Source organism: Streptomyces hokutonensis (genome assembly GCF_000376565.1).
In the GTDB taxonomy this organism is placed as follows: Bacteria; Actinomycetota; Actinomycetes; order Streptomycetales; family Streptomycetaceae; genus Streptomyces; species Streptomyces hokutonensis.
The window spans coordinates 1-19029 of the sequence record NZ_BARG01000123.1; the positions used below are offsets into that span (position 1 = coordinate 1).

General features: G+C 70.4%; 16 protein-coding genes. 3 read left to right on the forward strand and 13 right to left on the reverse strand.

Annotation, left to right across the window (positions count from 1 at the left end):
* Positions 1 to 60: 60 nt before the first annotated feature.
* Both SSP08S_RS52450 and SSP08S_RS52455 read right to left on the reverse strand, forming a co-directional pair.
* Positions 61 to 918, reverse strand: coding sequence for an alpha/beta fold hydrolase (locus SSP08S_RS52450; RefSeq protein ID WP_019075665.1), 858 nt, complete (start codon positions 916 to 918; stop codon positions 61 to 63).
* 518 nt (positions 919 to 1436) lie between these two features.
* Complete coding sequence (locus tag SSP08S_RS52455) at positions 1437 to 2129, reverse strand: iron-dependent transcriptional repressor DtxR (RefSeq protein WP_019075666.1); 693 nt, start codon at positions 2127 to 2129, stop codon at positions 1437 to 1439.
* A gap of 249 nt (positions 2130 to 2378) precedes the next feature.
* Between SSP08S_RS52455 and SSP08S_RS52460 the strand changes: the two genes are divergently transcribed.
* Entirely contained in the window at positions 2379 to 3134 is a 756-nt protein-coding gene (locus SSP08S_RS52460; RefSeq protein WP_019075667.1) for an SIS domain-containing protein, read from the forward strand.
* Between the two features lie 7 nt (positions 3135 to 3141).
* On the opposite strand, the gene SSP08S_RS52465 is transcribed toward SSP08S_RS52460, so the two are convergent.
* Positions 3142 to 4560: a PAS domain-containing protein gene (locus SSP08S_RS52465; protein WP_043260450.1), complete on the reverse strand. Its 1419-nt coding sequence runs from the start codon at positions 4558 to 4560 to the stop codon at positions 3142 to 3144.
* A 155-nt stretch (positions 4561 to 4715) separates the two neighbouring features.
* Here SSP08S_RS52465 and SSP08S_RS52470 point away from each other — a divergent pair, with 155 nt between their 5' ends.
* A complete protein-coding gene (locus SSP08S_RS52470) occupies positions 4716 to 5330 on the forward strand; it encodes a nucleotidyltransferase family protein (RefSeq protein WP_019075669.1) in 615 nt (204 codons plus the stop codon).
* Between the two features lie 172 nt (positions 5331 to 5502).
* Here SSP08S_RS52470 and SSP08S_RS52475 read toward each other — a convergent pair whose 3' ends face one another.
* Positions 5503 to 5994 (reverse strand): DUF3592 domain-containing protein, encoded by a 492-nt coding sequence (locus tag SSP08S_RS52475; protein ID WP_019075670.1) that lies wholly within the window; start codon positions 5992 to 5994, stop codon positions 5503 to 5505.
* Positions 5995 to 6137: 143 nt separating this feature from the next.
* Positions 6138 to 6818: a pyridoxamine 5'-phosphate oxidase gene (gene pdxH, locus SSP08S_RS52480; protein WP_026179580.1), complete on the reverse strand. Its 681-nt coding sequence runs from the start codon at positions 6816 to 6818 to the stop codon at positions 6138 to 6140.
* Between the two features lie 161 nt (positions 6819 to 6979).
* On the opposite strand from pdxH, the gene SSP08S_RS52485 reads away from it, so the two are divergent.
* Complete coding sequence (locus tag SSP08S_RS52485) at positions 6980 to 8080, forward strand: citrate synthase 2 (protein ID WP_019075672.1); 1101 nt, start codon at positions 6980 to 6982, stop codon at positions 8078 to 8080.
* Between the two features lie 82 nt (positions 8081 to 8162).
* Here SSP08S_RS52485 and SSP08S_RS52490 read toward each other — a convergent pair whose 3' ends face one another.
* The 8 genes from SSP08S_RS52490 to SSP08S_RS52525 are packed head-to-tail and all read right to left on the reverse strand — an operon-like array spanning position 8163 to position 18261.
* Complete coding sequence (locus tag SSP08S_RS52490; protein ID WP_019075673.1) at positions 8163 to 8780, reverse strand: TetR/AcrR family transcriptional regulator; 618 nt, start codon at positions 8778 to 8780, stop codon at positions 8163 to 8165.
* Positions 8768 to 9502 (reverse strand): enoyl-CoA hydratase family protein, encoded by a 735-nt coding sequence (locus SSP08S_RS52495; protein WP_019075674.1) that lies wholly within the window; start codon positions 9500 to 9502, stop codon positions 8768 to 8770. The genes SSP08S_RS52490 and SSP08S_RS52495 overlap by 13 nt, the downstream gene beginning before the upstream one ends.
* A complete protein-coding gene (locus tag SSP08S_RS52500; RefSeq protein WP_019075675.1) occupies positions 9499 to 11076 on the reverse strand; it encodes a 4-coumarate--CoA ligase family protein in 1578 nt (525 codons plus the stop codon). Before SSP08S_RS52500 ends, SSP08S_RS52495 begins: the two co-directional genes overlap by 4 nt.
* Before the next feature lie 39 nt (positions 11077 to 11115).
* Positions 11116 to 12246 carry an acyl-CoA dehydrogenase family protein gene (locus SSP08S_RS52505; protein ID WP_026179581.1) on the reverse strand — a complete coding sequence of 377 codons (1131 nt, stop codon included), beginning with the start codon at positions 12244 to 12246 and terminating at the stop codon, positions 11116 to 11118.
* 42 nt (positions 12247 to 12288) lie between these two features.
* Positions 12289 to 14139 (reverse strand): acetyl/propionyl/methylcrotonyl-CoA carboxylase subunit alpha, encoded by a 1851-nt coding sequence (locus SSP08S_RS52510; protein WP_026179582.1) that lies wholly within the window; start codon positions 14137 to 14139, stop codon positions 12289 to 12291.
* A 26-nt stretch (positions 14140 to 14165) separates the two neighbouring features.
* On the reverse strand, positions 14166 to 15764 hold the full coding sequence (locus SSP08S_RS52515) for an acyl-CoA carboxylase subunit beta (RefSeq protein WP_019075678.1): 1599 nt from the start codon (positions 15762 to 15764) through the stop codon (positions 14166 to 14168).
* Entirely contained in the window at positions 15761 to 17464 is a 1704-nt protein-coding gene (locus tag SSP08S_RS52520) for an acyclic terpene utilization AtuA family protein (protein ID WP_019075679.1), read from the reverse strand. The genes SSP08S_RS52515 and SSP08S_RS52520 overlap by 4 nt, the downstream gene beginning before the upstream one ends.
* Positions 17461 to 18261: a TIGR03084 family metal-binding protein gene (locus SSP08S_RS52525; RefSeq protein ID WP_019075680.1), complete on the reverse strand. Its 801-nt coding sequence runs from the start codon at positions 18259 to 18261 to the stop codon at positions 17461 to 17463. The genes SSP08S_RS52520 and SSP08S_RS52525 overlap by 4 nt, the downstream gene beginning before the upstream one ends.
* Positions 18262 to 19029: the final 768 nt, after the last annotated feature.

Here is a 19029-nt window from a genome sequence, read left to right on the forward strand (position 1 = left end):
ACCAGCCACAACGCACCCGCACCCGCCCACGGACCCGACCCCCCGAGCTCGTAGGCGATCTCACACCAGCACCCCATCAAGAAACGGCTCAATGGCCGCCCGCCAAGCCTCAGGCTGGTCGTAGAAAACAAGGTGCCCCGCGTCACCCACCTCCGCGTACTCCCCCCTGGGAAGGACCCGCACCATCTCCTGCGCCTCCGCCCGCCCCAACTCCCCGTCCAGCCCCCGCACCACCAGCGCAGGACACTGAACCTGGGCCAGCTCCTCCCAGTGCGCGTCGTACACCCACGTCTCCCGCGACTTCAGCATCTGCTCCGGCTCGAACACCGGCCGCCACCCGTCGGGAGACTCGTGCATGACCTCGGCGTAGAACTCCCCCCGGGACGGGTTCGGCCGCTCCACCCACGGATCGTCCTCGCCGAAGAACTTCCGCACATCGGCGAGCGTGGCGAAGGGCACGGGCCAGGACTTGAACCAGTCGGACCACTCGCGCTGCGAGGCCGCGCCCAGCGCGGACGCGCGCATGTCGCAGATGATCAGGCCCCGTACCAGATCGGGGCGCTTCGCGGCGAGCTGCCACGCGGTCAGCGCGCCCATCGCGTGGCCGATGAGGACGACGGGGGCGAGCCCCAGCTGTTCCAACGCGGCCTCCGCGTCCTCGACGTAGGCCTCACGGGTGAACGCCGCCTGCGGCGGCTTGTCGCTCTGGCCGTGGCCGCGCTGGTCGAGTGCGACCGCGCGGTGCCGTTCGGAGAGCCAGCGGGCGGTGGACGCCCAGTGCGAGGCGCGGCCCATCAGGCCGTGCAGTAAGAGAACTCCGGGTGCCCGCTCGATCTCCCCCAGCTTGGGAGGGTCCGCGAACTCCCATGCGGCCAGGCGTACGCCGCCTGCTCCGGTCACGTCGATGCGCCGCGCCATTGGTCCTGGCACCCCCCTAGCCACGCTCTGCCGCTTGTGCCGTTCGTTCTTGCTGCTGTCTCTTCTCTTGCTCGTCTCTTCCTACAGGTCACGCCCCGCGCGTTTCATCACCCACAGGTTATCGAATACAGATTCGAAAATGCGGTCTCCGGCCGCAACACCCCTCGTTCGAGTGACCCGGCTCAAGGAATGATCGCCGCCGCCGAGGGGAGATCTTCACCGGGAGGCGGACCGCTCGGGGAAAACGGTCCGAAGGGGATGACCTTGAGAGCTCGGGGCTCCGGGTCAGCACAGGGGAGGACAGGCCCCGGCGCCGCACGGCGCCGGGGCCATCCCCATGTCTGCGGCACATCCTCCCGCCCCCTCACGGTCATATGCCTCACGCGACAGCCTGGCACGCGAAGCGTCCCCGCGCTGCGATTCAGCGCACTGAATCTTGGAATCTCCGCGTCCGGCAGAACGCCACAACTGCCGCTCCAGCCCCACGAGTTGACGGCCCCGCCGGGCGAAGGGCGTGGTCAGCGCTTGGCGACGAACACATGCGAGGCGATGTCCGAGTCCAGCTCGGCCGCCTCGCCGCCGCTGCCCACCAGCACCCCGCCCGCCGACTCCGTCACGCTCACCACCGAGCCGGGCTGCACACCCGCGCGGCGCAGCGTGTACATCAGCTGGGCGTCCGTCTGGATGGGCTCGCCGATCCGGCGCACCACGACCGTCTTGCCGTCCAGGCCCGGGTCCAGCTCGGCCAGCGACACCATGCCCTCGTCGAGGAACGGGTCGGCCCCGTCCTTCTCGCCCAGCTCCTCGAGACCGGGGATCGGATTGCCGTACGGCGACTCCGTGGGGTGGCGCAGCAGCTCCAGGACCCGCCGCTCCACGGCCTCGCTCATCACGTGCTCCCAGCGGCAGGCCTCGGCGTGCACCTGCTCCCACTCCAGGCCGATGACGTCGACGAGCAGACACTCGGCGAGCCGGTGCTTGCGCATCACGCGCGTGGCCAGCCGGCGCCCCTCGTCGGTCAGCTCCAGATGGCGGTCGCTGGCGACGGCCACCAGGCCGTCGCGCTCCATGCGCGCCACCGTCTGGCTCACCGTCGGGCCGCTCTGGTCGAGCCGCTCGGCGATGCGGGCGCGCATGGGGACCACACCTTCCTCCTCCAGCTCGAGGATGGTGCGGAGATACATCTCCGTGGTGTCGATCAGTCCGGACATACGTGCCCCTCGATTACCTCTGCCCGAAGCTCGACGGCTCCGCGGCGCGTGCGCTGGCCCTGGACTCAATTCTGACGCATCGCACTGACAACCGTGCCGCGCCGTTGAAACCAGCCGGTTACGGCGGTCCGCACAGCCCCTCTCCGCCCGCTCCGCGGCCGACCGGATCGCCCTCGACGCCGTATTGACATCCACTTGGTCCAGACCGCACGGTGATCCGCGACACAAACTCACCGAGGGGGCTCCCGCATGAGCGACCGTACGCCGGCCGGCCAGTTCTTCGACGCCGCGATCACCCTGCTCCAGCGGGTCAGCGACGAAGAGGCCGACTCCGTCGGGGCGGCCGGCACGCTCCTCGCGGACACCGTGGCCGACGGCGGGCGCCTCTTCGCCTTCGGCGCCGGACACTCCTCGCTCGCCGCGCAGGACCTCGTCTACCGCGCGGGCGGACTCGCCCTGATGAACCTGCTCGTCGTCCCCGGAGTCCTCGGCGTCGACGTCATGCCGGCCACGCTGGGCTCCGCCCTGGAGCGCGTCGACGGCCTCGCGGGCGTGGTCCTGGAGACGTCACCGCTGCGCTCCGGCGACGCCCTGGTGATCATCTCGCTGTCCGGGCGCAACGCCCTGCCCGTGGAGATGGCCATGAAGGCCCGCGCCCTCGGCGTCCGCGTCATCGGCGTCACCTCGGTGGCGTACGCCTCGGAGACGACGTCACGGCACTCCTCGGGGACATACCTCAAGGACCACTGCGACGTCGTACTCGACTCGAAGATCGCGATCGGCGACGCGGAACTCACCCACGACGGCATCCCGGCCCCCTTCGCCCCCGCCTCCACGGTCGTCACCGCGGCCCTCCTCCAGGCCGTCATGGCGACGGCGGCGGCGACCCTGGCCGACCGCGGCATCGAGCCGCCGCTGCTGCGCTCCGGGAACGTCGACGGCGGCCACGAGTGGAACGGCCGGGTCTTCGAGGAGTACCGGGACCGGATCTTCTACCAGTACTGAGGCACCCCTACCGCTTCTCGCCCGCCTCCGCCGCCAGATCCAGCGCCGCCGCGATCCGTACGGCCACGTCCTCGGCGTAGATCGAGTCGGACCGTTCGAACTGGCTGCGGCCCGCCCCGCGCAGGAACGTCACCACGCCCAGCGTCCGCCCCCGGCTGCGCAGCACCGCGCACAGCGCGTGCACGGCGTCCTGGGGCCACTGGCGGGCCCGGGCCCACTCCCGGGCCTGTTCGGGCGGGGCGGCGCCGATACTGGCCCGCACGGAGCCGACGCGTTCGACGCACTGCAGGGCGGGATGCCCCTCTCCGTAGCGCACGGGCAGCCCGGCCGCGCCGGTGAGGAGGCTGGGCCCCGGCGCCCCCGTGGGCGTGGCGGCGACCCGGACGAGCCGTACGGCCACGGCCTGGACCCCATCGGAATCGTTCAACGATCCACCCACGACCCGGTCGACGAGCGCGTGGTCGGCGAAGCCGGCGAGGGCGAAGTCCAGGTGGACGGTGGCCGCGTCGCGCGGGTCCTCGCACTCGGCGGCGGCGCGCGCGGCGCGGTGCAGCTGCTGGGCGCGGAACCGCAGCAGCGAGGCCTCCTGCTCGATCTGCTTGGCCTCGGTGACGTCCTGGAACAGCCACCCGACGCCGAGCGGCACCGGTTCCTCGGTGAGCGGCGAGGCCAGCCGCAGGAACCCGCTCCGCCAGCAGCGCCGCAGATGCCCCTCGGGCGTCCGTACGCTCACCCAGATCTCGGCCGGCGCCGGCGGCGCGCCCTCGGCCAGCACATGCGTGAGCGCGGCCTCCAACTCCTCGACACCCTGGGCCAGCAGCTCACCAAGAGGCCGCCCCAGGACGGAGGTGCGCCCGGTGCCGAGCGCCCGCGCGGCATGCGCGTTGACGACGGCGGGCCGCAGATCGGCGTCGACGAGCACGACCCCCCAGGAGGCGTCCTCGAAGAGGGCCTCACTGAGGGCGATCGACCGCTCGAGGTCGATCTGCGCATGCACCTCACTGAAGGCGCAGTAGACCCCGGCGGGCTTCCCGTCGGGCCCGCGCACGGCGGCGGACTGGGTCCGCACAAGCACCCGCCCACCGTCCTTGGTAAGGAGGGCGAACTCATTGACCTGCCGCCCGGGAGCCTGCATGGCGGACATCAGCCGCCCCTCGACCTCCTCGGCGTCCGCACTCCGTACGGCCCACCCGGCCAGCCCGTGCCGTCCGACGGCCTCGGCAGCGGTCCAGCCGAGGATGCGCTCGGCCTCGCGGTTCCAGTGGGTCAGCACGCCGTCGGCGTCGAAGGCACACAGTGCCGCGTCCATCCCGTCCAGCAACGCGGCGAGCAGATCGGACCCGCCGGGCCCCTCGGGACCACCGTCCCGCTCGGGCTCGTCGGGACCCAACTCGTCGGTGGTCCCACTACGCCGGGAAGCACTCACCTGGACCCCCTGCTGCAGGCTGCGTCCGCGGACACGGAGCGTCGGTTCACTCACTCACCATCATTCAACTCGAACGTGACGCAGCACACACCGCGTTCCCAAAGATTGAGGGAATCGTTGTACGGCACCGCTTCCGGCACCGGCACACTCGACCGATGCCCGCCCGCCTCCCCCTCGACGAACAGCTCACCGCGCTGCGGACGACGCTGTCCCGCAACCGGACCCTCCTGGAAGTCCTCGACCGCACCGCGGCCCTCGGACTCCCCGACTGGTACCTGACCGCGGGCTGCCTCTTCCAAACGATCTGGAACACGGTCACCGGCCGTCCCCCCACCCACGGCATCAAGGACTACGACGTCTTCTACTACGACGCCACGGACCTCTCCTGGGAAGCGGAGGACAAGGCGATCCGCGCAGGCCGCAAAGCCTTCGCCGGCCTCCCCGCCGAGGTGGAGATCCGCAACGAGGCCCGCGTCCACCTCTGGTACGAGCAGAAATTCGGCACCCCGTGCCCGCCCTACGACTCCGTCGAAGCCGCGATCGACTCCTTCGCATCGACCACCTGCTGCCTCGCCGTACGCCTCAGGGAGGACGGCACCTGGCACGTCTACGCCCCGCACGGCCTCTCCGACATCTACAACCTCGTCGTACGCCCGAACCCGGTCCAGGCACCACAGGAGGTCTACGACACGAAGACGTCCCGCTGGCGGGAGTCCTGGCCGGAGCTGACGGTGCTGCCGTGGCCTATGCCGTCCGCGAAAAGCGGTTGATCCGTCGGCAGGGGGTTCTTAGGGTGGCGAGTACTTCGGAAAGGAGGTGGTTCGGCAGATGTATGGATACCGGACGGAAGAGGTGACTGCGGGCTAGTGGCCCGCCGTCGTACTCGGTTCGGCGCCGGGCCCGCGCGTGTGAGTTGCGCGCAACCGGCCTAACCCAACGCAGTCACCCGACCCGCGAGCTCGCCGGTACGTCCGGCCGGCTCCCCCGCCGCGAGGCGGAGGGACCTGAGCTCGCGGGTCGTCTGCGTGTCAGGCGGGCGACGATCGTCGCGATCACGACCGTTGCCAGGCCGATGCCGCCGAAGATCAGGGGCAGCAGCCACAGGGAGACGAAGCCGTTGATGCGTGCGTCCTGCGGGGAGTTCGCGTGGTAGAGGACCTCGACGCGGTCGCCCGTGTCGTAGGACGGTGGATTCGAGCCCGTGGAGCTGCGGAACGTGCGCGGTGTGCCGTGTGCCGGGGTGAACTCGACGACCGGGTACGCCATGGGGCCGCTGTTCGTACGGTGGGTGCGGGAGGTGCCGGTGCTGTGGCCGGCCCGCCAGTCCAGGGAGACGACGGTGCCCGGGGCGCGGTCCGCGCCCGTCAGGAACGAGACCGACACCCCGGCGAGAATCAGTCCGACGGTCAGGAACAGCGATCCGAACGTGGTCACTCCGATGAGGATCCATCGGCGGGCGCCCAGCCCACTCGGCCCGCCCGACTGAAACCGAAACCGCACGTCGTCCCTCTCCCTCGCTCCTTCGGCCGAAGTCAGGGACCCTAACCCAGGTCCGGGGCCAGGAGACCTCGGGGGGATCAGGGGCTCAACCGCTCCACCCGCCAGCTGCCGTCCTGTTCGACGGTGTAGCGGAGGCGGTCGTGGAGGCGGTTCTCGCGGCCCTGCCAGAACTCGACCGTCTGGGGGGCGATGCGGAAGCCGCCCCAGTGGGGTGGGACGGGGACCTGTTCGCCTTCGGGGTAGCGGGCGGTCAACTCGGCGTAGGACGACTCCAGTTCGGTACGGGAGGCGATCACCGAGGACTGGGCGCTGGCCCACGCGCCGAGCTGGGAGCCGTGCGGGCGGGTGCGGAAGTACGCGGCGGTCTCGTCGCGGCCGGTGCGGCGGGCGGTGCCGGTGACCAGGACCTGGCGGGCCATCGGGTGCCAGGGGAAGAGCAGGGAGACGTACGGGTTGGCGGCGAGTTCGCGGGCCTTGCGGGACTTGTAGTTCGTGTAGAAGACGAAGCCCTGGTCGTCGTAGTCCTTGAGGAGGACCGTGCGGGAGCTGGGGCGGCCCTCCGGGTCGGCGGTGGAGACGACCATGGCGTTCGGCTCGTAGACGAGGTCCTGGAGCGCCGCCTCCTCGAACCAGCGGCCGAACTGTGTCATGGGGCCGGGCGCCAGGTCCTTCTCGTCGAGGCCCACCGCCCGGTACTGCTTGCGCATCGCGGCGGGGTCGAGGCGGGGATCACGGGCGGCGGGGTCGCGGTCGGTCACGGCGGTCATCTTGCCGTACGGCCGGTGCCGCCACGAGTTCGGGTGGCACTGAGTGCCGCAGCCCTCCCTATCCGTGGCACCCGGCGTTATGGTGCTGATGTCTCTACCTTCGGCCCGCGAGTCCCCCGCGACCGTGGAGCCACAGCATGAGGAGCCGCCTGATGTCCGACTTCGTACCCGGTCTCGAAGGAGTCGTCGCGTTCGAGACGGAGATCGCCGAACCGGACAAGGAAGGCGGCGCCCTGCGGTACCGGGGCGTCGACATCGAGGATCTGGTCGGTCATGTCTCGTTCGGCAACGTCTGGGGGCTGCTCGTCGACGGCGCCTTCAATCCCGGGCTGCCGCCCGCCGAGCCGTTCCCGATCCCGGTGCACTCCGGTGACATCCGCGTCGACGTACAGTCCGCGCTGGCCATGCTCGCGCCCGTGTGGGGCCTCAAGCCCCTTCTCGACATCGACGAGGAGCAGGCCCGCGACGACCTCGCCCGCGCGGCCGTCATGGCCCTGTCCTACGTCGCCCAGTCCGCGCGCGGGCAGGGCAACGCGATGGTGCCGCAGCGCGAGATCGACAAGGCGCAGTCCGTCGTCGAGCGGTTCATGATCCGGTGGCGGGGCGAGCCCGATCCGAAGCATGTCGCCGCGGTGGACGCGTACTGGACGTCCGCCGCCGAGCACGGCATGAACGCGTCGACCTTCACCGCTCGGGTCATCGCGTCGACCGGGGCCGATGTCGCCGCCGCGCTGTCGGGGGCCGTGGGGGCCATGTCGGGGCCGCTGCACGGTGGTGCGCCGTCCCGGGTGCTCGGGATGATCGAGGAGATCGAGCGGACCGGGGATGCCGAGGCGTATGTGCGGCAGGCGCTGGACAAGGGTGAGCGGTTGATGGGGTTCGGGCACCGGGTGTACCGGGCCGAGGATCCTCGGGCTCGTGTACTGCGGCGTACGGCGCGGGAGTTGGGGGCGCCCCGGTTCGAGATCGCGGAGGCGTTGGAGAAGGCCGCGCTCGCCGAGCTGCACGCTCGGCGGCCCGACCGGGTGCTCGCGACCAACGTCGAGTTCTGGGCGGCGATCGTGCTCGACTTCGCGGAGGTGCCGGCGCACATGTTCACGTCGATGTTCACGTGTGCGCGGACCGCGGGGTGGTCGGCGCACATTCTTGAGCAGAAGCGGACGGGGCGGTTGGTGCGGCCGTCTGCGCGGTATGTGGGGCCCGCGTCTCGGGGGCCCGAGTCGATCGAGGGGTTTGGGGATATCGCCCACTGAAAGGGGTGGATCGGTTCGTGGGCGACTGCGGGTCCGGTGGGGGCTGGTCGCGCAGTTCCCCGCGCCCCTAAAGACAAAAGCCTCAGCCCAAGGTGTCGTCCAACAGGACAGACCACTGAGCCACCACTCGCTCCCTGCGTCCTCTGTCGTCCGTGAGCAGGTTCGCCAGGCCCAGGCCTCTCGCCATGTCCAGGAGGCCCTGGACCGTTTCTCGTACGCCTGGTCTCGACTCGTCCGCGGCCAGCAGGTCTACGGCGATTCTGTGGGTCTCTCGGCCCACCTTTGCCTCCAACTCCGTTACCCGGGGCCTGAGTTGATCCTCGTTCGAGGCCGCTACCCACAGATGCAGGGCCGCTCGGAACAAGGGGCCCGTGTAGAGGTCCACCAGGGCCCCGACCACCACTCGGCGGTCTTCCGCGCCCTCCGGGAACAGGGCCCGGAGGGCTGTGGAGCGTTCCTCGGCCACGTACTCGACGGCCGCCGTGAAGAGGTCCTCGCGGGTGGGGAAGTGGTGTTGGGCGGCGCCCCGGGAGACGCCGGCGCGTTCGGCCACGACGGCAACCGTGGAGCCCGCCCAGCCGTGTTCGGCGAGGCAGGACACGGCGGCTTCCAGGAGGCGCTGCCGGGTGGCCCGGCTGCGGTCCTGCTTGGGTCTGCGGTCGACCGTGCCCGGCGCGGGCGCCGCGCTCACACCAGCCATGCGGGATCCCGTCGTTCGAGGAAGGCCGTCATTCCCTCGCGGGCCTGCGCGGAGGCGAACAGCCGTGCCGAGAGCGCGGTCAGGTCGGCCGCGTCCCGGTCGAAGGTTTCCAGCACCCTAGCCGTGAGCAGCCGTTTCGTCTCGGCCAGGGCCTCGGGGGCGGAGCGGCGCAGGCCGTCGAGGATGGGGGCGAGGGAGTCGTCGACGTCCGCTCCCGCTGTCGTCAGCAGGCCGATCCGGGCCGCTTCCGGTGCGCCGAAGCGCTCGCCGGTGAGGTAGTAGCGGGCCAGCGCGCGGGGGTCCGTGCGGGGCAGGAGCGGGAGGGAGATCACCGCCGGGGCGACCCCGATCCGTACCTCCGTGAACGCGAAGGTGGCCTCGCCGGACGCCGCCGCGATGTCGCAGGCCGCGAGGAGGCCGAGACCGCCCGCCCGGACGTGGCCCGTCACTCTCGCAATCACCGGCTTGGGGATTTCCACTATCTGGCGGAGTACGGCCACCAGGGCGTCCGGGGGCGGTGGGTTCCGTAGGTCCGCGCCCGCGCAGAACGTGTTCCCCGTGTGGGTCAGGACGATCGCCCGTACGTCCGTGTCCTTGGCGCAGTCGGTGAGGGCGTCCGTCAACTCGGCCACCAGGGGCGCCGACAGGGCGTTGCGGGTGTCCGGTGAGTCCAGGCTCAGGGTCTCGATGCCGCGTTCGCGGGTCCGGCCGACAAGTGTCATGAGCGGCCTCGGAGTTCGCGGCGCAGGATCTTGCCGGAGGCGGCGCGCGGGACGGCGTCGATGAAGGTGACCCGGCGGACCCGTTTGTAGGGGGCGACGCGTTCGGCTACGTACATCATGACCTCGCCTTCAGTCGGTTCCGGGAGGTCTACGGCCGCGCTCTGGCGGACCACGTACGCGTGCGGGACCTCGTTGTTGTCGTCGTTGTACTCGCCGACCACGGCCGCGTCGGCGATGCCGGGGTGGGTGAGCAGGAGGGCCTCCAGTTCGGCGGGGGCCACCTGGAAGCCCTTGTACTTGATGAGTTCCTTGACCCGGTCGACGACGAACGTCCAGCCGCCGTCGTCCACATGGCCGACGTCCCCGGTGTGCAGCCAGCCGTCCTCGTCGATCATCGCGGCGGTGTCGTCGGGGCGGCCGAGGTAGCCCTTCATCACCTGGGGGCCGCGGATGAGGAGTTCGCCGGTCTCTCCGGTGCCGAGGTCCTTGTCGGGGTCGTCGAGGGAGACGATCCGCATCTCGGTGCCGGCGATGAGTTTGCCGACCGTGCCGGGGGGTGCCGTGGGCATGTCCTGGACGGGGACCACATGGGTGCCCGGGGACAGTTCCGTCATGCCGTACGCCTGGCCCACGGGCGGCAGGCCGAGCCGTTGCGAGCAGGCGGCGGCGAGGTTCGCGTCGAGGGGCGCGGCGGCGCTGATGATGTACTTCAGGGACGAGAGGTCGTACTGCGCGACCGCCGGGTGCTTGGCCAGGGCCAGGACGATCGGCGGGGCGACGTAGAGGCCGGTGATGCGGTGGTTCTGGATGGCCGCGAGGAAGGTCTCGAGGTCGAAGCGCGGGAGGACGACGACCGCGGCACCCTTGCGCAGGGGTGCGTTCATCAGGGCCGTGAGGCCGTAGATGTGGAAGAACGGCAGGACGGCGAGGATGCGGTCGCCGGGGCCGGTCGGAACCGCGGGTTCCAACTGGGCCAGGTTCGTGGCTATTTGACTGTGCGTCAGCATCACGCCTTTGGGGACGCCGGTCGTGCCCGAGGAGTACGGGAGGGCCGCGACGTCCTCCACGGGGTCGATGTCGACCACCGGCTCGGGGGCCGTCGAGGCGAGCATGTCGGCCAGCGAACGGTGTCCGGGCGCGCTGTCGCAGACGAAGATCTCCTCGACGCCGCCCGCGAGTTCGGCCGCCCGGCGGGCCGCCTCCAGAAACGGGGACACCGTGACGATCCAGCGGGCCGCCGAGTCCCGCAGCTGCTTGGCGAACTCCTCCGGCGTGGCGAGCGGATGCACCGTCGTGACGGCGGCACCCGCGCGCGTGGCGGCGTAGAAGGCCAGCGGGAAGGCAACCGTGTTCGGGCTGTGCAGCGCGAGAACGTCCCCCTTGGCCACGCCCGCCTCCGCGAGCCCCGCCGCGATACTGCGGTGGAACCGGTCCACCTGGGCGTACGTGAGGGTCGTGCCGTCCGTGCCGTCGATCAGCGCGGGCTCGTCCGCGAACTCCGCGGCCCCGCCCAACACCGCGTCGTGGATGGGAAGTTCTACGGCCGGGACGTCTGCGTACTCGCTGCGGAACATGGTTCCTCCTGGCACGAACGGGCATGGGCCGCCGAGCGGCTAGTACGACTTGGGCAGGCCCAGGGTCTGGTGGGAGACGTAGTTGAGAATCATCTCCCGGCTCACCGGAGCAATACGAGCCACACGCGCGGCAGTTATCAGCGACGCGAGCCCGAACTCACGCGTGAGGCCGTTCCCGCCGAGGGTGTGCACCGACTGGTCCACGGCCCGCACGCACGCCTCCCCCGCCGCGTACTTGGCCATGTTCGCCGCCTCGCCCGCGCCGACGTCGTCGCCCGCGTCGTACAGATACGCCGCCTTCTGCATCATCAGCCGGGCCAGTTCGAGGTCGATGTGCGCCTGTGCGAGCGGGTGCGCGATCGCCTGGTGGGCGCCGATCGGGGCGTCCCACACGGTGCGGTCGCGCGCGTACTCGACGGCGCGGGCGAGCGCGTAGCGGCCCATGCCGATCGCGAAGGCGGCCGTCATGATGCGTTCGGGGTTGAGGCCGGCGAAGAGCTGCAGCAGGCCCGCGTCCTCGTCCCCGACGAGCGCGTCGGCGGGCAGTCGTACGTCGTCCAGGGTCAGCTCGAACTGCTTCTCCACCGCCTGGAGTTCCATGTCTATCTGGCGGCGGGTGAAGCCGTCCGCGTCGCGCGGGACGATGAACAGGCAGGGCTTGAGGCGGCCCGTTCGGGAGTCCTCGGTACGGCCGACTATGAGGGTCGCGTCGGCCAGGTCCACGCCGGAGATGAAGACCTTGCGGCCGGTGAGCAGCCAGTCCGTGCCGTCCCTGCGGGCGGTGGTGGTGATGCGGTGGCTGTTGGAGCCGGCGTCGGGTTCTGTGATGCCGAAGGCCATGGTGCGGGTGCCGTCGGCGAGGGCGGGGAGCCAGGTCTGTTTCTGTTCTTCCGTGCCGAAGCGGGCGATCACCGTGCCGCAGATCGCCGGGGACACGACCATCATCAGCAGGGGGCAGCCTGCTGCTCCCAACTCCTCAAGAACTATGGAGAGTTCGGCTATGCCGCCACCTCCGCCTCCGTATTCCTCGGGGAGGTTGACGCCCAGGTAGCCGAGTTTGGCTGCCTCGGACCAGAGTTGCTCTCGGTCGTAGTCGCGGCCGTGGCGTTTGCCCAGGGCGGATACAGCTGCACGTAGGGCTTTGTGTTCTTCGGTTTCGGTGGTGGACATGTGGCTCCCTCGTTGTGGCTGGTCGCGCAGTTCCCCGCGCCCCTAGGTCGGATCTACTACCGCCAGTAGAGAAGCGAGCTGGACTTGTTGGCCCAGTACGGCGTGGAGGGCCGTCAGCTTGCCTGTGACCGGAGCTGTGATCTTGTGCTCCATCTTCATCGCCTCCAGCCAGATCAGGGGCTGTCCGGCGCTCACAGCGGCTCCTACGGCCAAGTCCTCCGCGACCCTCACCACCGTCCCGGGCATCGGTGCCAGTAGCGAGCCCGGGGCCAGTTGGGCGGTCGGGTCGGGGAAGCGAGGCAGGGCCGTCAGGGTCGTCGCGTTCACGTACACCTGGTCGGTGCCGTAGCTAGCCACCTCGAACTTCCTTCGTACGCCGTCCACTTCGAGTACGACGAGAGTGGCGTCCGCGTGGACGACGCGGATCCCGTCCGCGGTCAGGCCCTCCCTGGTGTGCCTGTACTGGACCTCGTATTCGGTGTCACCCATGGCGTAGCGCTTGGTCTGCGGCTGGGACGGGAGGTTGCGCCAGCCGGGGGCGAAGCGGGAGCGGCCGTGGGTGTCGGCGAGGGCGGCCGCGAGGGGGGCGTACGGCTCCGGGGTCGGCTCGGTGAGTTCGGTGAGGTGGCGGTCGTAGAAGCCGGTGTCCATCGTGGCGGTCGTGAACTCCTTGTGGCGCAGGGAGCGTACGAGGAGGTCGCGGTTGGTGAGGGGGCCGTGGATCGTCGCCCGGTCGAGGGCTCCGGCGAGTTTGCGGATGGCTTCGGCGCGGGTGGGGGCGTGGGCGACGACCTTGGCGAGCATCGGGTCGTAGTGGACGCCTATGTCGTCGCCGTCGGTGTAGCCGGTGTCCAGGCGGACGCCTTCCGGGACCGCTATGCGGTGCAGGGCGCCCGTCTGGGGGGTCCAGTCGGTCGCCGGGTCCTCGGCGTAGAGGCGGGCCTCGATGGCGTGGCCGTGGGGGTGGGGAGGGGCGGGTTCCAGGGGCTCGCCCTCCGCGATCCTCAGTTGCAGGGCGACCAGGTCGATGCCGAACACGGCCTCTGTGACGGGGTGTTCGACCTGGAGGCGGGTGTTCATTTCGAGGAAGTGGGGCCTGCCGTCGGGGGAGATGAGGAACTCGACCGTCCCCGCGCCCTCGTAGGCGACCGCGCGGGCGGCGCGTACGGCCAACTCGGCTAGTTGCTGGGTGAGTTCTTCGGTGAGGCCCGGTGCCGGGGACTCCTCGATCACCTTCTGGTGGCGGCGCTGGAGGGAGCAGTCGCGGGTGCCGAGGGACCAGACCGTGCCGTGGGTGTCGGCGAGGATCTGTACCTCGACGTGCCGGCCGCCCTCGACGTAGGGCTCGACGAAGACCTCGCCGTCACCGAAGGCGCTGGTGGCCTCGGCTCGGGCGGCCGTCAACTCGGCGTCGAGGTCGGCGAGTTGGCGTACGACGCGCATGCCGCGTCCGCCGCCGCCCGCCGCCGCCTTCACCAGGACGGGGAGGTCGGCCTCGGTGACCGTGCCGAGGGGTGCGATGCCCATCAGCTCCTTGGCGCGGGTCTTGGACGCCATCGCCTCGATCGCCTCGGGCGGGGGTCCGATCCACACCAGGCCCGCGTCCAGGACGGCGCGGGCGAAGTCGGCGTTCTCGGAGAGGAAGCCGTAGCCGGGGTGCACCGCGTCCGCGCCCGCCGCGACGGCCGCCTTCACGATCAACTCGCCGCGCAGGTACGTCTCTTGGGGCGTCGCTCCGGGCAGCCGTACCGTCGCGTCGGCCACGCGTGCGTGGAGCGCGTGCTCGTCGGCGTCGGAGTGCACGGCGACGGTCCTGATGCCCAGCTCACGGCAGGTGCGGAAGACCCGGCAGGCGATCTCGCCCCGGTTGGCGACCAGTACTGTCGAAATCACGTGATCCCTCATGTCGGTCATGTGCCTCACATCCGGAAGACGCCGAAGCCACCGCGCGCGCCCTCGAAGGGCGCCGTGTGGAGGGCGGACAGGCACAGGCCGAGGACGGTGCGGGTGTCGCGCGGGTCGATGACACCGTCGTCGTACAGCCGCCCCGACAGGAACATCGGCAGGGACTCGGACTCGATCTGCTGCTCCACCATGGCGCGCAGGGCGGCGTCGGCGTCCTCGTCGTACGGCTGTCCCTTGGCGGTGGCCGACTGGCGGGCGACGATCGACAGGACGCCGGCGAGCTGCTGGGGGCCCATGACGGCGGACTTGGCGCTGGGCCAGGCGAAGAGGAAGCGGGGGTCGTAGGCGCGGCCGCACATGCCGTAGTGGCCTGCGCCGTACGAGGCGCCCATGAGGACGGACAGGTGCGGTACGCGGCTGTTGCTGACGGCGTTGATCATCATCGCGCCGTGTTTGATGATGCCGCCCTGCTCGTACTCCTTGCCGACCATGTAGCCGGTGGTGTTGTGCAGGAAGAGCAGCGGGATGTCGCGCTGGTTGGCCAACTGGATGAACTGGGCGGCCTTTTGGGACTCCTGGCTGAAGAGGACGCCTTGGGCGTTGGCGAGGATGCCGATCGGATAGCCGTGCAGGGTGGCCCAGCCGGTCACCAGGCTGGTGCCGTAGAGGGGCTTGAACTCGTCGAAGTCGGAGGCGTCGACGAGGCGGGCGACGACCTCGCGCGGGTCGAAGGGGGTCTTGAGATCCCCCGGGACGATGCCCAGCAGCTCGTCCTCGTCGTACTTGGGAGGTGCGGCCGGGCCCGGATCGCCGTACGCCTTGCGGTGGTTGAGGCGGGCGACGACGCGACGGGCCTGCCGCAGCGCGTCCTGCTCGTCGACGGCGAAGTGGTCGGCGAGTCCCGACACGCGCGCGTGCATCTCGGCGCCGCCGAGCGACTCGTCGTCGCTCTCCTCGCCGGTCGCCATCTTCACGAGGGGCGGGCCGCCGAGGAACACCTTGGCGCGCTCCTTGACCATGATCACGTGGTCGGACATGCCCGGGATGTAGGCGCCGCCGGCGGTCGAGTTCCCGAAGACGACCGCGATCGTGGGAATACCGGCAGCCGAAAGGCGGGTCAGGTCACGGAAGATGGCGCCGCCGGGGATGAAGATCTCCTTCTGGGACGGCAGATCGGCACCACCCGACTCCACGAGACTGATGCAGGGAAGCCGGTTGGCGAGCGCGATGTCGTTCGCGCGCAGGGCCTTCTTCAGCGACCAGGGATTGCTCGCGCCCCCTCGTACGGTCGGATCGTTGGCGGTGATCAGACACTCCACGCCTTCCACCACCCCGATACCGGTGACGAGCGCGGCGCCGACCGCGTAGTCGCTTCCCCAGGCGGCGAGCGGCGACAGTTCGAGGAAGGGCGTGTCGGGGTCGAGCAGCAGCTCGATGCGCTCGCGGGCGAGCAACTTGCCGCGTTTACGGTGCCGTTCGACGTACTTCGGCCCACCGCCCGCGAGCGCCTTCGCGTGCTCGGCGTCCAGTTCGGTGAGCTTGGCGAGCATGGCCTCGCGGTTGGCCCGGTAGTCGGGACCGTTGATGTCCAGGGCGGACGGAAGGACGGTCACAGCAGGGCCTCCGGAATGTCCAGTCGACGGGAACGCAGCCACTCGCCCAGGGCCTTGGCCTGCGGATCGAAACGGTGCTGGGCGGCGACACCCTCGCCGAGGATGCCCTCGACGACGAAGTTGAGGGCACGAAGGTTGGGCAGTACATGCCGTACGACTGTGAACTCCTCGGTCTCCGGCAGGAGTTGGCGGAACTTCTCGACGGTCAGCGCATGGGCGAGCCAGCGCCACGCCTCATCCGTACGCGCCCACACCCCCACGTTGGCGTTCCCTCCCTTGTCACCGCTACGGGCCCCGGCGACCAGACCAAGGGCCGCCCGCGCCGTGGGCCCGTCCGGCGAAGGCTCGGGGAGGGCAGGCTGTGGAACGTCTTCCAGTACGAGGGTGTCGTGGGCCGGGGCCACAGCAACCCGGCGCCCGTCGTGGAGGACGGCCACATGGTCGACGGCGCCATGGGGGACATACACATCATCGAAGACGCCATAGGGCGCACCCTTTCCAGGTGGGGTCAGCACATGGAAGCCCGGGTAACTGGCCAACGCGAGCTCGACGGCAGCCGCACTCAGCGCCCGCCCTACGACCTCCTGATCGGCATCCCGGACGACAAGCCGAAGCAGCGCACTGGCGGTCTCCTCGGTCGGCGCGTCGGCGTGATCTGTACGGGCGAGATCCCAACGAAGTTCACCGGGCCGGGACTTGGCGTTGCTGAACGCGAGGTCCATCTGATCCTGGACCAGAGCCGCCTTGCGCTCGATGTCCAGCCCGGTGAGCACGAAGGTGACCTCGTTGCGGAAGCCCCCCAGCCGGTTGAGACCGACCTTGAGCGTCGGCGGTGGGGCCTCCCCCCGCACCCCGTCGATCCGCACCCGGTCGGGCCCGTCCTCGCCCAGCCGAACGGTGTCGAGGCGGGCGGTGACATCGGGACCGGCGTACCGCGCCCCCTGCGTCTCGTAGAGAAGCTGAGCGGTGACCGTACCGACGTCGACGACTCCCCCCGTGCCAGGATGCTTGGTGATGACGGACGAACCGTCCTCATGGATCTCGGCGAGCGGGAAGCCGGGGCGACGGAGCTTGTCGATCGGCTGGTCGGTGAAAAAGGCGTAGTTGCCGCCGGTGGCCTGGGTCCCGCACTCCAGCACATGTCCGGCGACCACGGCACCCGCGAGCCGGTCGTAGTCTGCGGGCCCCCACCCGAAGTGGGCGACAGCGGGACCGGTCACCAGGGCCGCGTCGGTGACCCGCCCGGTGACCACGACATCGGCCCCCGCGCCCAGACAGGCGGCGATACCGAACCCACCCAGATAGGCATGGGCGGCGAGCGACCCCGGATACCGGGCGACGAGATCGTCCCCCTCGACATGCGCGACCCGCACGGATATCCCCAGCCGGTCGGCCAACTTCCTTACGGCATCGGCGAGTCCGGCCGGATTGAGGCCGCCGGCGTTGGTGACGATCCGCACCCCGCGCTCGTGGGCGAGGCCGAGGCACTCCTCCAACTGCTTCAGGAAGGTGCGGGCGTACCCGGCACTCGGGTCCTTCAGCCGGTCCCGGCCCAGGATGAGCATGGTGAGTTCAGCGAGATAGTCACCGGTGAGAACGTCGAGCTGTCCGCCGGTGAGCATCTCGCGCAGGGCGTCGAAGCGGTCGCCGTAGAAGCCGGAGGCGTTGCCTATGCGGAGGGGGGCGGGGTGGGGGCTCACTGGCCGGCCCCCTTCGACTTCGGCTGTCGCCCGGTGCCGGGTGGTCCCGCGAAGGCCTGGGCGATGTCGAGCCATCGATCCGCATCCGGCCCTACGGCCTCCACCGCGAGGTCGGTGCGGTGGGCTCGCTGGGTGACGAGAAGGCAGAAGTCGAGGGCGGGACCGGTGACGCGCTGCGGGGCGGTGTCGGGGCCGTAGGTCCACAACTCACCGGAGGGAGCGACGAGTTCGACCCGGAACTCCTCGCTCGGCGGGGTGAGCCCATGCACCCCGAAGGCGAAGTCACGCGCCCGTACACCGATGCGCACCACATGCCGCAGTCGGTCCGTAGGTGTCCTGACCACACCCACCGCGTCCGCCACGTCCTGGCCATGGGCCCAGGTCTCCATGAGGCGACCGGTGGCCATGGAGGCGGCCGACATGGGTGGGCCGTACCAGGGGAAGCGAGTCTTTGTGGGCGCGGCGTACAGGGCAGCCAACAGGGCCGTCCGCCCGGCCCGCCAGTCGGCAAGAAGCTGAGCGGGAGGCTTGGCGGCACCCTCCTCCGCGCCCTGGTCCACGAACGACTCGGGGGCGGAGAGCGCCTTCTCGACCAGCGCACCGAACGCGTCCTCGTCCGTCACGGCGAGCAACGCCGAGTGGTCGGTCCAGGCCAGGTGGGCGATCTGGTGGGCGACGGTCCAGCGGGCGGCGGGAGTCGCGCTCGCCCAGCCCTCCGGGCTCAACTCGGCTACCAGCCGGTCGAGTTCCTCGCTCTCCTCACGCAGGTCTTCGAACACGTGCGTCGGATCGGACATGGGGGGAGCATGGCAGGGCCGCCAGAAACAATCAAGCGTGCTTGCATTATTTGGGTGGGGTGGTGCTTGCGTGTGTTGTGAAGTCACCGTGGGGCCACTCGCTTCTTTGCCAGTGTCGGGCTTCCGCGGACCGAGTAAAGGGCGCTCCCTGCGGTCGCGTCGCCTGCGGCGATTCCGCTGCGCTCCACCCTTGACTAGGTCCGCTCCAGCCCGTTGGAGAAGCGAGCGAGCGGCCGGGAGGAATGGGTGGCCGAGGCATGCCGGCCCTTACGTGGGCTGCGTTGTCGGCCGGTGTTACGGGGCGCGTCCGCGTCTCGCCGGCACGCCGGGCCGGCTCAGCGGCCAACGGCTGACTGGGGTGCTCGACCGCCGTGGGATGACGTGTGAGGTGTTTCTTCGGCCTGGACTTGGTGGGGGTTATTGCCGGGTGTGCGTGTCCCGAATGTCCCGGTGGAGGACCAACACCCCGGGCGGAGGCCGCCTTGCCCTGTGCGGCGGATGCCGGCCGTCCGATGCTCTGCTCGCGCAGGTCCGGCGACTGGGCCATGGCGAGAGGGTCGGAGACCCCATGGCGGAGCCGACGAGAGGAGGGGGTGGGGCCTTGGTGGGGCCTCGCTCGCCACCCGCACGCCGCATGGAACTCCGCGAGCCCTGGAGTGCACAGGGCAAGGCGAGGCCCGTCCGCCTCCCCTCCCCCTCCACCTCCCCCTGGACCCCTGCTCTTGCGCCGCTCCTGCCCCGGCCCACCCCCCCCTGGCTCTGGAAGCT